This window comes from Mesorhizobium sp. WSM4823 (assembly GCF_055811195.1).
In genome coordinates, this window is sequence record NZ_JBVVQL010000007.1 from 310,970 (window position 1) to 323,108 (window position 12,139).

Here is a 12,139-nt window from a genome sequence, read left to right on the forward strand (position 1 = left end):
ATCCCATGACCGTTCATGACCGCATCGTCGCAGAACCGTTTTCGTTGCAGCGCCGCAACCCGGCCGGCGGCACCAAGCCGCTGACCACTTGGGGCTTTGCCAACGAGACCGATGTCCTGACCGACGTGCTGCTCGGCTCGCCCAATTTCCTGCGCCACCTCTCGACCAGCTCGCTGTCGCGCAAGCATCTGCGCGAGGCGCCGTGCAACGTCCAGATCGCGCAGGCGCAGCACAAGGACCTGGTTGCCGCCTACGAGCATTTCGGCGTCAACATCCACTGGCACGAGCCGACGCCGGAACTGCCGATGCAGGTCTACTCCCGCGATTCCAGCGTGATGACGCCGTACGGCGTCATCATCACCGCGATGGCCAATTGGTGGCGGCGCGGCGAGAACTACGCGGCGATCCGCACTTATGAGAAGCTCGGCATCCCGATCTACGATATGGTCACCGCAGGCACTTTCGAAGGCGGCGACTTCAACGTCATCGAGGACGGTGTGGTGCTGATCGGCTGCGGCGGCGCCCGCACTCAAGAAGAAGGCGCCCGCCAGGTTCAGGCCTGGTTCGATAAGGAAGGCTGGGAGACCCGCATCGCCTTCATCGACGAGTACTACGTCCATATCGACCTGATGGTGGTGCCGATCGCCGAAAAACTGACGGCCGTCTGCCTCGCCTGCACGGAGCCGGGCATCGTCGACTGGCTGAAGGGCAAGGGCCATGAGATCATCGACGTGCCGTTCCAGGACACGATGGCGCTCGGCTGCAACTTCATGTCGCTGGGCAAGGACAGGGTGATCGCGCCGACGTCCAGCCAGACGCTGATCGGTCAGCTCAAGGCACGCGGCTTCGAGGTTGCGGCGGTCGACATGAGCGAGATCTCGAAGACCGGCGGCGGCATCCACTGCATGGCGCAAGCGCTGAAGCGCGAGCCGGCGTGAGGGGGCAGGTGCGAAGCCGGGCCTGACAGCGGCGCCTTATTCCAGCGTCTTGCGCAAGAAAATGCGGGCGTGACGGTCGTCGCCGAACTCAACCCGGCCAATTTCGTCGTAGCCGTGCCGGAGGTAGAAATCCGGAGCCTGGAAGCTGCTTGTCTCGACGACGGCGCGCTTGCAGCCGCGGCTTCTCGCTTCCTCCTCTACCGCCGCGAGAAGCCGTGCACCTTGCGATTTCCCGCGTACGAGCTCCGGCAGGAAAAACATGTCGAGAAACAACAGCCCAAGCTCGGTCCGGCCCCAAAGGCCGCCCAATACCTCTCCCGAAGAGCTGCAAAGCTCTGCGCCGATCGGCATTCTGTCGTCGATCCCGGTCTTTTCGATATTGTAGCGGTAGAGAGAAGCGGCGGCCCGTTCCTTTGCCTGGAGGTTCGGGGCCCGGAGGTCCGTTGCATGCGTCAGCCGGACGGTCCATTCTCCGCTGTCGTTTCGGTATCGCATGGCGCTCCTCCATTGCCGCAACATAGGGCAGGGATGGTCAATGCAAATGCCGGCTCGATCGGCGCCCGTCCGCTCCTGCGAAAGCGCCATTGTCAGCAGCGTCGATCCCGCCTGGCTCGCACGCGCCTACAGCAAGACCAGCTTTCCCTTGCCTAGGCGCCGGGCGCAACGATAGGCGAGGTCGGCGGCGACCATGTCTTCCATCGCAATGCCCATCGCCTTGTAGGTGGTGATCTCTCGATCCGAAACGCGGCCCGGCGCGCGGTCGAGCAGCATGGCGCCAAGCTCGGTGCCGAAATCCGGGTCGAAGCCGGCAAGCTCGCAAGAACCGACCGGGGTCGGTTTGAACGCATCCTTGGTCTCGACAAAAAGACTGGATTTGCCGATGAGTTCGATCGGCATTTCACCGCCGGGAGGCGCCACCCCGACCGACGAGACATGCGTGCCGGGCTGGACCCAGTCTGCCTTGATCACCGGCTCGTAGGAATGCGTCGCCAGGCACACCACGTCGGAACTGCGCACTGCCGCTTCGAGGTCGGCGACCGCCACCACCGACGGATGCAGCCGGGCAAGCGCTGCCGCATCGTCGAAGCTCTTTGAAGCGACACGGATTTCGGCAAAGTCGCGCACCAGCGGCAAGAGATGAAGGTGCTGGTTGGCCTGCACGCCGGCACCGACCACGGTCGCGATCCTGGCATCCCGGCGCGCAAGCGCGCGCACCGACAGCACGGCGGAGCCGGAGGTTCGTACCGCGGTTATGAAGGTGCCGTCCATAATACAGACCGGCAGGCCGGACAGCGGATCGAACAGGCTGATCGTGGCGAGGTGGCTGGGCAGGTTCTTGGCCAAATTGCCTTCGAAGACATTGACGATCTTGACGGTCAAATTCATGCCCTCCATCCACGCTGGCATGGCGAGGCTGTAGCCGGCGGCGGGGATGTCGAGTTGCGGTCGGGGTGGATTGACGACCTTGCCTTGTGACAGCGCCTTGAAGCCGTCTTCCAAAACATCGAGAAGCTGACTGAGGTCGATGCATTCCCTCACGTCGGTTTCGCTCAGCACCAGGATCTCGGTCGCTCCCTTGCTGATTTCCGCCGCACTCCTGCCGGCTGGGCTGAACGCTTCCTTGGTCATCCTGCACTCCCTTAGTTCGTCGAAATCGGCTCGCACGTTTGCTTTAAGCGCAAGTTATTGGGAGATTTTATGTGATGAAATACCTTGATTCCGGCGTCTCTGCGTGAAATCAATGCAAAAATCCCAGAGGTAGCGTGGATTGTGAAATGAGCGACCTCGACCAGATAGACCGCAGCCTGCTCCGGTTGCTGCAGGAAGACGGACGTCGGACGACGCTTGATCTTGCTGGGCGTGTCGGGCTGTCGCCAACCGGAACCAGCCAGCGGGTGAAGCGCCTGTTCCGCGACGGGTTCATCACCGCGGTCAGGGCCGTGCTCGATCCGCGCAAGGTCGGCCGGGGAACGCTGGTGTTCATCGAGGTCCGGCTTGACCACACGGCGCCGCACGTCTTCGACCGCTTCGCCGAAGCTGTGGCGAAAGCTCCGGAGGTTCTGGAGTGCCATATGGTGGTTGGCGGTTTCGATTATCTGGTCAAGGCGCGGATCGCCGATATGGCGGTGTTCCAAGATTTCCTGCAGCGGGTCATCTTGCCACCGCCCGGCGTGCGCGAAACGCACACCTTCGCCTCCATCGCCGATGTCAAGCCGAACGCTCTCTTGCCGGTGTGAGCAGATGCTTACCGCCAGCCGCCCGAGGCGGTAATGCGTTCGCCGGTCAGCCAGGACGCGTCGTCGGAGGCGAGGAACACCGCGATGCGGGCGATGTCGTCGGGCTGGCCGAAGCGGCCGAGCGGGGTCATGGCGATGATTTGCTTTTCAAACTCGCTGCCGACGATGCCGATCCGCTGCAGGCCTTCGGTGTCGACGCCGCCGGGCGCAATGGCATTGACGCGGATGTTGCGGGCGCCCAGTTCTCTCGACATGGACAGCGTGATCGAATCCACCGCGCCCTTGGTGGCGGCGTAGACCAGCGAGTTCGGCTGCGGGTTGAGGCTGGCGACCGAGCTGATGTTGATGACGCTGCCGCCTCCGGCGCCGAAATGGTTCACTGCTTCCCGGATGGCCAGAATGGTGCCCAGCACATTGGTGTTGAATTCACGGTGGAACTCGGCCTCGGTCACTGCTTCCAGTGGCTCGAACGCGAAGACGCCGGCATTGTTGACCAGGATGTCCACAGCGCCAAACGACGATTTGGTCGCCTCGAACAGGCGGCGCACGTCGGCCGCTTGCGACACGTCGCCGTGGACGGCGACGGCCCGGCCACCTCCGTCCTTGATCGCGGCAACGACGCGGTCCGCAGCTTCCCGCGACGAAGCATAGTTGACGACCACGGCGGCACCGGCCGCCGCAAGGCCCTTGGCGATGCCGGCGCCGATACCCTTGGAGGCGCCGGTGACGATGGCCACCTTGCCGTTCAGCTTGCTCATCAAATCTCTCCTTCGTTGACGATGAGCGGTATTTAATAGTGATCGTATAGCGTATTAGGATCGCTTCGATCGGTTCTTTCGTGCCTGGAATTCTTGAATGACCACTATCCTTGAAAAGACCGCAGGTCTCGTCGCCTTCGTGCGCACGGTCGATGCCGGCTCGTTCCACGCCGCCAGCCGGCTGGTCGGTTCCAGCCCGTCGGCGGTCTCGAAAAGCGTAGCGCGGCTCGAGCGGCGTTTGGGCGTCAGGCTGATCCAGCGCTCGACGCGCCGCCTGGCACTGACCAGCGAAGGTCTCGCCTATTACGAGCGGGTCGCGCCTTTGCTGAGAGCGCTCGACGATGCCGAGGACATCGTCCAGATGGCCGACACGGCGCGCGGCCTGCTGCGCGTCACGGCATCCGTCGAACTCGGGCGCGGCCTGATCGCCGCATGGGCGCAAGCGTTCCTGGCTCAGCACGACGAGGTGAAGCTCGAGCTCAGCGTCACCGACCGCCACGCCGACCTGATCCGCGAAGGCTATGACGTTGCGGTGCGCATGGGGGCGCTCTCGGACACCGGGCTCATCGCGCGCAAGATCGCCAATCTGCCGATCGTGCTGGTGGCATCGCCGGCCTATGTCGAATGGCGCGGCCGGCCGGCCTCGATCGAGGATTTGCAGAGCCACGACTTCGTCCGTTACCAGATGGCCGGCCGGCCTTATCCCGTCACATTTGCCGAAGGCGCTGTGATCGTGCCGAACGGTCGGCTCGATACCGATGACGGTGGCGGCATCCGGCAAGCGGCGCTTGCCGGAGCCGGCATCGCGCATCTGATGCAGTTTGCGGTGCAGGACGACCTCGACGCCGGCCGTCTGGTCCGCATTCTGCCCGAGGTAACGATGCCGACCATGCCGGTGCACATCGTCCATGCGTATGGGCGACAGCTACCGGTCCGCGCTCGGCTGTTCGTCGACTTCCTGGCGGGCCAAATGGCGGCGCTGACGAGATAGGCAGGTTGATGGCGTCCGCAGTCGATCCGATGCCATCGCAAGCCGGCTTCAGCCGTCGTCGCCCGGTGATCAGAACGTAATCTTCACCGAAGCGGCGCTGCGGTTGGCTGGCCCGTGAAAGACGGCCTCGATGTTGTTGCCGTCGGGATCGAGCAGGAAGGCGGCATAGTAGCCGGGATGGTAGTGCTGCCGCTCGCCGGGTGCGCCATTGTCCGTGCCGCCGCCGTCGAGTCCGGCCTTGTAGAAAGCGTCGACCATCGCGCGGTCCTTTGCCTGGAAGGCAAGGTGGTGGCGTCCGGTCAGCTTTCCCTGGGCGGCTCGGCTGTCGATGCTGGAAACGAACAGTTCGTCGGCCCAGAAATAATCCTCGGCGCTGCCACCGATTGGAATATCGAGCACCTTGAAAACCGCCTCGTAGAAGCGGCGGCTGGCCTTGAGATCCCTGACCACCAGCTGGACGTGGTCTATGAGACGGCCCCGATGAAGTTCCATGCCTGATAGCTCCTGATCGCCAGGTTGGAAATCTAGCTCAGGACAGTGCACGGTCAATGCAATGAAGCAATCGAGTGGCGCGATTTCCAGACTGGATAAAAATTGCAACCGGATTGTAGGATTCGAAAAGCCGCCATCGTCCTTCGGACGCAAGCGGCGTGACGAAGCTCGAAAGAAAGTCGCGCCGTGTCCAAACGATCTCGGGAGAAAAATATGAGCATTTCCTATCGTTGGGTCATCGTCGCGGCTGGCGCCTTGATGACCTGTGTCGCCCTCGGGGCGATGTTCTCGCTGGCGATCTTCCTCGAACCGATGGCGCTCGACACAGATTGGTCGCGCGCCGGCATATCGAGCGCGATGACGCTGAACTTCCTGGTGATGGGCCTCGGCGGCTTCGCCTGGGGCGCCATTTACGATCGCTATGGCGCTCGCATAGTTGTGATGACAGGTGCGTTGCTGCTCGGGCTGGCGTTGGTGCTGGCCAGCCGCACCGGCTCGCTGCTTGTCTTCCAGATCACCTATGGCGTGCTTGTCGGCCTCGCGGCAAGCGCCTTCTTCGCGCCGATGATCGCGCTGACCGCCGCTTGGTTCGACACCAATCGCAGCTTGGCCGTTTCCCTGGTCTCGGCGGGCATGGGCGTAGCGCCGATGACGATCTCGCCCTTCGCGCAATGGCTGATCACGGCCTATGACTGGCGCACCGCCATGTTCGTCATAGGCGTCGCGGCATGGGCGCTGCTGGTGCCGGCCGCATTGCTGGTGCGCCAGCCGCCCAAGCCTGCCGCCGACGGGGCCGCCGCCGATGTTGCCGCCAACGATACCGGCATGTCGGTTCCACAAGCGCTGCGCTCGCCGCAATTCATCGTTCTGGCACTGACCTTCTTTGCCTGCTGCGCGGCGCATTCCGGACCGATTTTTCACATGGTCAGCTATGCCATGCTGTGCGGCATAGCGCCGATGGCGGCGGTCAGCATCTATAGCATCGAGGGCCTGGCCGGCTTGGGCGGCAGGCTTCTATATGGCGTGCTTGCCGACAGGCTGGGGGTCAAGCCGGTGCTGATTACCGGTCTGGCAATACAGGCCGTCGTGATCGCAGCCTATCTTGCCGTCAGCGAGCTTGGTCAATTCTACACGCTCGCCATCATTTTCGGCGCCACCTATGGCGGCGTGATGCCGCTCTATGCGGTGCTGGCGCGCGAATATTTCGGCCAGCGCATCCTCGGCACAGTGTTTGGTGCGGTGACCATGCTGTCCAGCATCGGCATGGCCTTCGGCCCGCTCTCCGGCGGCATGGTATTCGATGCCTATGCCAGCTATTCCTGGCTGTTCATCGGCTCGGCCCTTGTCGGGCTCGGCGCGGTGGCGGTGGCGATCGCCTTCCCGCGGCTGCCGCGCAGGGAGTTGCAACCGGCTTAGGCTTGGCGGAGCGAGGACACAGGGGTCGAAAGTTGACATCGGCTATGTCAGCTTTTGATCCCTAGTTTTGAGACGTCCATCGGCAACGATGGAAGCTTTGTGCTCTGTTAGTCAGGTCGGTGAGATTAGCGATCGATCATGTTGCATTGCAGCGCGCTCGCACCAGGATAAGTTTCGAGATTCGGACAAAACTGCCGAAATAGGCAAATTCAGGCAGTTTTCTCGCGTTTCGCAGACCACCGCCTCACGCGACTATTTCAACCACGTTAACATTTTGTGTTGCGGCGCAGCATTTTTTTCCTATCGTCGCCCCGGGCATTAGGCATTCGTGAGCGTGAAGAACTGGCGTGAGGATCCCAAATATGCAGCTGGCAAAGCGAATCTTGGTGACTGGGGGCGCAGGTTTTCTGGGATCGTTCTTATGCGAGCGGTTGCTTGCTGAAGGCCACGAGGTCGTGTGCGTCGACAATTTCTTCACAGGAAGTCGGAAAAACGTCTCGCATTTGCTCGACCACAGATCCTTTGAGGTCATTCGCCACGACGTGACATTTCCGCTCTACATAGAGGTTGACGAAATATACAACCTTGCTTGCCCGGCAAGCCCCGTTCACTACCAGTTCGATCCGGTTCAGACGACAAAGACCAACGTTCATGGGGCGATCAACATGCTAGGGCTCGCCAAGCGGGTTCGCGCAAAGATCCTTCAGGCGTCCACGTCTGAAGTCTACGGCGATCCCGAGGTTCACCCGCAGACCGAGAATTATTGGGGCAGGGTAAACCCGGTGGGGCCCCGTTCCTGTTACGACGAAGGCAAGCGGTGTGCCGAAACCCTATTTTTCGACTATTGGCGGCAGCACAGGCTGCGGATCAAGGTGGCGCGCATCTTCAACACTTACGGTCCGAGGATGCGTCCGGACGACGGTCGCGTCATCTCCAACTTCATCGTGCAGGCACTGCAAAACAAGCCGATAACTGTGTACGGCACCGGCGAGCAGACACGCTCGTTTTGCTATGTCGACGATCTCATCGACGGTCTGGTTCGCCTGATGCACACGGCCGACGATGTGACCGGCCCAATCAATCTCGGCAACCCGGTCGAATTCACGATGCTCGAACTCGCCAATCTCACGATCGAGCTTACCGGAAGCCGATCCAAGATCGTGTTTTTACCTTTGCCAGTCGATGACCCAAGGCAGCGACAGCCTGATATCGGGTGTGCCTTGCGCGAGCTCAATTGGAAGCCAAGAATCGCGTTGCGCGACGGTCTCGCCAAGACCATTGCCTATTTCGATGACTTGGTCTCATCGGGATATGCTCGCTCCGCTGCAGCCGAATGAAAACAGTCTTGGTCACTGGCGGGGCGGGCTATATCGGCTCACACTGTTGCAAGGCATTCACCGAATCCGGTTGGTCCGTCATTGCGTATGACAACCTCTCGCGCGGCTGGCGCGACGCGGTCAAGTGGGGACCGCTTGTCGAAGGCGATGTTTGCGACAGCGCAGCGGTAGCAGCAGCGCTGCACCAGTATCGGCCTGATGTGGTGGCGCATTTCGCCGCTTACGCCTATGTCGGCGAGTCCGTCGAGCGCCCGGAACTCTACTACCGAAATAACAGTTTTGGGACGCTGGTCTTGCTCGAGGAGATGCTGAAGGCCGGCGTCGACAAGCTGATCTTTTCGAGCACCTGCGCGTCTTACGGCGTTCCGGTTCGTTCTCCGATTGACGAAACGCATCCGCAGTCGCCCATCAATCCCTATGGGTGGTCGAAATTCATCATAGAACGAATGGTGGACAATCTTTCCGATGCCCATGGCCTCAACGCGGTTGTGCTGCGGTATTTCAACGCGGCCGGATGTGATCCCGACGGCGAGGTGGGTGAGCGGCATGAACCGGAAACGCATGTCATTCCGCTCGCTATCGAGGCGGCGCTCAGGTCGGGCCGGGTTTTTACCATTAATGGCACCGACTTCGACACAAGGGACGGAACCGCGGTGCGGGACTATGTCCACGTCACCGATCTCGCCCGTGCTCACGTTCTGGCAGGGGAGAAGCTTCTCCGCGATCCGGGTGTCCATGTCTACAACCTCGGCACCGGAACCGGAACGACGGTGAACGAGTTGGTCGAGGCGGTGAGCCGGGCTTCGGGAACGCGCCTCCCTGTGGCCTACGGCCCGCGCAGGGCAGGTGACCCGCCTGCGCTTGTGGCCTCGGCTGGCAAGGCGGCCCGGGAACTCGGCTGGACGCCTGAGCAGTCCGGTATCGACCGGATCGTCGAAACGGCGCTGGCCTGGTATCGCCGCCGGTTGTGAGGACGTCCCATACTGCAGGCCAGCCTACCGCCCACGGCCAACTGAAGAAGCGGCCAACTGAAGAGACCGCAGGAGCTTACTGCCCCTTACTCTGAACGTCAGTGGCAGATACAATTTCTTGCTGGTGCTGTTGATATTGAGGAATAATGAGGGAGGCGGGGCCTTGGCTCCTCACTCTGCCGTTCTCGATCCAAATGACATTTGCGGCATCACGCGCCGTTTCGATGCGGTGCGTGATCAGCAAAATTGTCCGGTTGCCAAGCTGGCGATCAATTGCACGCCGCACCTGGTCCTCAAGCGCGGTATCGAGCGCGTTCATCGCCTCATCCAAGATCAGGAAGTCCGGATCGCGCAAAACAGCTCGTGCGAGGCCGATGCGCTGCCGCTGGCCCCCCGAAAAACGCAGCCCCTCCTGCCCAATCCAGGTGTCATAGCGGTCGGGGAGGCCCTCGACGAATGCAGCGACGCCGGCACTGCGGGCGGCGGCAAAGATCTCGTCTTCGGTCGCATCGGCTTTGGCCATTCGGATGTTGTTTGTCACCGTGCCCTCGACGAGGTCTACGTCCTGACCCGTTACGGCGATCTTGGACAGCCAATCGTCCCGCTTGATGTCTTCCAGCCGGGTACCGTCAATCTTGATGTCGCCGGAAGTCGGCTCGTATAGCCGCAGGAGGAGGTTCACGATCGTAGTCTTGCCTGCGCCACTTGCGCCGATCAGCGCCGTGGTTACTCCGGCTGGAATCTCGAACGACAGGTCATTGAGCACAAGCGTGTCTGGATCATATCCAAAGCTTACGTGCTCAAAGACGATGCTCGCGTCAAGATTCCTGAGCGCGATACTACCCTGCGATGGATAGTCCTTGTCCTCGGACTGGATCATCTCCAAGACTGAGCGCAGTTGCGGCTGCATCTGCGCCAGAAACAGCAGGTTGCTTTCGAACTCCTGCGTATGCGGCTGTAACCGATACAGCAGTGCGACAGCGGCCAGCGTCACCTCGAAGCTGATGTGCCACCACCCGGAAACCAGGACGATAGAGCCCAACATTCCCAGATAGCCGATCTCGGTGGTCGGGCCGATCCATGACGAAAGGCGGATAAGGGACAACGAGGCGTTGCGTGCGGCCGCCGACGATTGCACGAAACGGCGCTGATGAAGCGTCTCCTGTCCATAGGCGCGAATAGTGCGCAATGCCTGGAGCGTCATGAGCATGTGCTCGCCTAGCGATTGATGGATCTTCTTCACCTGACGCCCCAGGTCGCGGGCGGGCCGCGAAAAAATGCGCAAGATTGCCGAAATTGCGATTGAGCCGACAGCCGCGATCAGCAAGATCTTCCACGAGATCGTGAGCAGGAAGACGGCGAACACGAAGATCGAGCAGCTATTTATGATAAGTCGCGTGACCGCCCCATAGGCTTGCGCAACCAACCACGATTCGGTCCCGAGCACTTCCATGAGCTGCGATTGCTCGTGCCGTTGGACGAATCCGAAGCCGACTCTGAGATATTGCTCGTGGACGAGGTTGCGCGTGCGCTCGCTGATCCGCTCGCCGATGCTGGAGCTTATCAAGGAGTATACCAGCGCCAGTGCTCCACGCGCGAGAATGAGCAGGAGGATCGCCACCGCGAGCCGGGTAGGGCTACCCAACCAGTCAACTGCCACGCCCAGCGCTCGACCCTGAAAGCCATCTCCTGTGTCGGTGATCCGGTTGGAGACCAGATAAAGAAACAGCAGGATCAGCGTGATGCCTAGGGTTTCGGCCACGGATGAAAGAAAGCCGAGCGCGAGCAATGCCGGCGTCGCCCAGCGCGGCTTGCCAACGATGCGCAGCAGGTGCGACAGATCGCGCAACGAAGCACGGACTGCACCGCGCCGTATGACGTCACTGGCTTGGCTCATTTCAGCTCCCCCGCGGGAAAGCGCGCCGTCACCTGCGGGGGGATCGGCCGGCGACCACGCACCAGCCTTGTCACGACGCGCTTGGCCCACTGCGCGCCGACCCGCGGCAAATCGACGGCGATTATCCGCATGGCGATCGCGGGATGATGGCGAAGCAGCAGCGACATGATCGGAAGGACATAGCGTGGTTGCCTCTGGTGCAACGCCCGCTCAATGAGCCATGCCGAATAGAAATGCAGGCCCTCACGGAGCGTCGGTGCCGCACCCGGGTGGCGGCCGAGCATCTCGTCCACCACAAGCATCCAGGATCGCAGCATGCGAGTCATATCGCTCGACATATTTCCCGGCAAATAGCGATACCCGATCAGAGGCTCCTCGACGACTTCGAAGTGGTACCTTTCGGCGACGCGACAATAAAAGAGGATATCTTCGCAACCCTGCGCGCCCGCCTCGCGCAGCCGACTCTCGAACCCATCTGCGTCGATCAATGCCTGCCGGCGTACCAGCGCGGCGCTGCCGTTGCCGACGAAATTACCGTGGAAGAGGCGCTCAAGCACATCGCCCCGCCAGTTTGGCCGGTGCTGACGATCAGTTATCATGCTCTGTGCATCGATCACCAAATACCAGCAGTAGACGAGCCCCACTTTCTCGTCTGTCCTATCGAGCACAGCCAGCTGACGCTCGATCTTGGTCGGCGCCCAGAGATCGTCGGCATCCACGAATGCGATCAGGTCGGATCGCGCCGCTCGCCAACCCGTATTGCGGGCGGCGGCCACACCGGCGTTTGCCTGCTCGATCAGCCGCACCCGCGGGTCGATCTCCGCGTGACATCGGGCGATCGCGGCAGTCTCGTCGCGTGAGCCATCGTCAACAACAATAATCTCGAGTGCAGGATAGGACTGTGAGCGCACGCTGCGGAGCGTCTCGTCGATTGTATCTTGCGCATTGTGAGCGGGAATAATGACACTGACAAGTTCACTGTTCATTCGAGAACAGCCTCGACAGTGGCGACAAAGTCATCAAATGAGCGGTCCCCGCGAATCTCGATGCGCGGAAGGTCGATGGGATCGCAATCGAGGTCCGCCGGCCCGTGTTTGCGGCC

The 12,139-nt window shown here is 61.5% G+C and carries 12 protein-coding genes; 6 read left to right on the top strand and 6 right to left on the bottom strand.

Annotation, left to right across the window (positions count from 1 at the left end):
• Window positions 1-5 precede the first annotated feature (5 nt).
• Window positions 6-938 carry a dimethylarginine dimethylaminohydrolase family protein gene (locus AC0L26_RS20015; protein ID WP_065006680.1) on the top strand — a complete coding sequence of 311 codons (933 nt, stop codon included), beginning with the start codon at window positions 6-8 and terminating at the stop codon, window positions 936-938.
• Window positions 939-974: 36 nt separating this feature from the next.
• Here the strand turns inward: AC0L26_RS20015 and AC0L26_RS20020 are convergent, their stop codons facing one another.
• Window positions 975-1,433 carry a GNAT family N-acetyltransferase gene (locus AC0L26_RS20020; protein WP_473634105.1) on the bottom strand — a complete coding sequence of 153 codons (459 nt, stop codon included), beginning with the start codon at window positions 1,431-1,433 and terminating at the stop codon, window positions 975-977.
• Between the two features lie 126 nt (window positions 1,434-1,559).
• A complete protein-coding gene (locus AC0L26_RS20025) occupies window positions 1,560-2,567 on the bottom strand; it encodes an ornithine cyclodeaminase family protein (RefSeq protein ID WP_473634106.1) in 1,008 nt (335 codons plus the stop codon).
• Between the two features lie 146 nt (window positions 2,568-2,713).
• Here AC0L26_RS20025 and AC0L26_RS20030 point away from each other — a divergent pair, with 146 nt between their 5' ends.
• Window positions 2,714-3,175, top strand: a complete 462-nt coding sequence (locus AC0L26_RS20030) for an Lrp/AsnC family transcriptional regulator (RefSeq protein ID WP_473634107.1) — start codon at window positions 2,714-2,716, stop codon at window positions 3,173-3,175.
• Window positions 3,176-3,183: 8 nt separating this feature from the next.
• Here AC0L26_RS20030 and AC0L26_RS20035 read toward each other — a convergent pair whose 3' ends face one another.
• On the bottom strand, window positions 3,184-3,933 hold the full coding sequence (locus AC0L26_RS20035; RefSeq protein ID WP_473634108.1) for an SDR family NAD(P)-dependent oxidoreductase: 750 nt from the start codon (window positions 3,931-3,933) through the stop codon (window positions 3,184-3,186).
• A 97-nt stretch (window positions 3,934-4,030) separates the two neighbouring features.
• On the opposite strand from AC0L26_RS20035, the gene AC0L26_RS20040 reads away from it, so the two are divergent.
• Window positions 4,031-4,924 (top strand): LysR family transcriptional regulator, encoded by an 894-nt coding sequence (locus tag AC0L26_RS20040; RefSeq protein WP_473634109.1) that lies wholly within the window; start codon window positions 4,031-4,033, stop codon window positions 4,922-4,924.
• A 69-nt stretch (window positions 4,925-4,993) separates the two neighbouring features.
• Here the strand turns inward: AC0L26_RS20040 and AC0L26_RS20045 are convergent, their stop codons facing one another.
• The gene (locus AC0L26_RS20045; RefSeq protein WP_473634110.1) at window positions 4,994-5,416 is read right to left on the bottom strand and encodes a VOC family protein; all 423 of its coding nucleotides are present in this window, start codon (window positions 5,414-5,416) and stop codon (window positions 4,994-4,996) included.
• Between the two features lie 213 nt (window positions 5,417-5,629).
• Between AC0L26_RS20045 and AC0L26_RS20050 the strand changes: the two genes are divergently transcribed.
• The 3 genes from AC0L26_RS20050 (at window position 5,630) to galE (ending at window position 9,140) form a co-directional block, all read left to right on the top strand.
• Window positions 5,630-6,832 carry an MFS transporter gene (locus AC0L26_RS20050; RefSeq protein WP_473634111.1) on the top strand — a complete coding sequence of 401 codons (1,203 nt, stop codon included), beginning with the start codon at window positions 5,630-5,632 and terminating at the stop codon, window positions 6,830-6,832.
• 362 nt (window positions 6,833-7,194) lie between these two features.
• On the top strand, window positions 7,195-8,169 hold the full coding sequence (locus AC0L26_RS20055; RefSeq protein WP_473634112.1) for a UDP-glucuronic acid decarboxylase family protein: 975 nt from the start codon (window positions 7,195-7,197) through the stop codon (window positions 8,167-8,169).
• Window positions 8,166-9,140 (top strand): UDP-glucose 4-epimerase GalE, encoded by a 975-nt coding sequence (galE, locus tag AC0L26_RS20060; protein ID WP_473634113.1) that lies wholly within the window; start codon window positions 8,166-8,168, stop codon window positions 9,138-9,140. Before AC0L26_RS20055 ends, galE begins: the two co-directional genes overlap by 4 nt.
• A gap of 76 nt (window positions 9,141-9,216) precedes the next feature.
• Here the strand turns inward: galE and AC0L26_RS20065 are convergent, their stop codons facing one another.
• On the bottom strand, window positions 9,217-11,037 hold the full coding sequence (locus AC0L26_RS20065; protein ID WP_473634114.1) for an ABC transporter ATP-binding protein: 1,821 nt from the start codon (window positions 11,035-11,037) through the stop codon (window positions 9,217-9,219).
• Window positions 11,034-12,023: a glycosyltransferase family 2 protein gene (locus AC0L26_RS20070; RefSeq protein WP_473634115.1), complete on the bottom strand. Its 990-nt coding sequence runs from the start codon at window positions 12,021-12,023 to the stop codon at window positions 11,034-11,036. The genes AC0L26_RS20065 and AC0L26_RS20070 overlap by 4 nt, the downstream gene beginning before the upstream one ends.
• Between the last annotated feature and the right edge of the window lie 116 nt (window positions 12,024-12,139).

What these genes read in the sequence shown, in the direction of transcription:
- AC0L26_RS20015 (WP_065006680.1), top strand. Translation starts at nt 6, where the DNA reads ATGACCGTTCATGACCGCATCGTCGCAGAACCGTTTTCGTTGCAGCGC.
- AC0L26_RS20020 (WP_473634105.1), bottom strand. Translation starts at nt 1,433, where the DNA reads ATGCGATACCGAAACGACAGCGGAGAATGGACCGTCCGGCTGACGCAT.
- AC0L26_RS20025 (WP_473634106.1), bottom strand. Translation starts at nt 2,567, where the DNA reads ATGACCAAGGAAGCGTTCAGCCCAGCCGGCAGGAGTGCGGCGGAAATC.
- AC0L26_RS20030 (WP_473634107.1), top strand. Translation starts at nt 2,714, where the DNA reads ATGAGCGACCTCGACCAGATAGACCGCAGCCTGCTCCGGTTGCTGCAG.
- AC0L26_RS20035 (WP_473634108.1), bottom strand. Translation starts at nt 3,933, where the DNA reads ATGAGCAAGCTGAACGGCAAGGTGGCCATCGTCACCGGCGCCTCCAAG.
- AC0L26_RS20040 (WP_473634109.1), top strand. Translation starts at nt 4,031, where the DNA reads ATGACCACTATCCTTGAAAAGACCGCAGGTCTCGTCGCCTTCGTGCGC.
- AC0L26_RS20045 (WP_473634110.1), bottom strand. Translation starts at nt 5,416, where the DNA reads ATGGAACTTCATCGGGGCCGTCTCATAGACCACGTCCAGCTGGTGGTC.
- AC0L26_RS20050 (WP_473634111.1), top strand. Translation starts at nt 5,630, where the DNA reads ATGAGCATTTCCTATCGTTGGGTCATCGTCGCGGCTGGCGCCTTGATG.
- AC0L26_RS20055 (WP_473634112.1), top strand. Translation starts at nt 7,195, where the DNA reads ATGCAGCTGGCAAAGCGAATCTTGGTGACTGGGGGCGCAGGTTTTCTG.
- galE (WP_473634113.1), top strand. Translation starts at nt 8,166, where the DNA reads ATGAAAACAGTCTTGGTCACTGGCGGGGCGGGCTATATCGGCTCACAC.
- AC0L26_RS20065 (WP_473634114.1), bottom strand. Translation starts at nt 11,037, where the DNA reads ATGAGCCAAGCCAGTGACGTCATACGGCGCGGTGCAGTCCGTGCTTCG.
- AC0L26_RS20070 (WP_473634115.1), bottom strand. Translation starts at nt 12,023, where the DNA reads ATGAACAGTGAACTTGTCAGTGTCATTATTCCCGCTCACAATGCGCAA.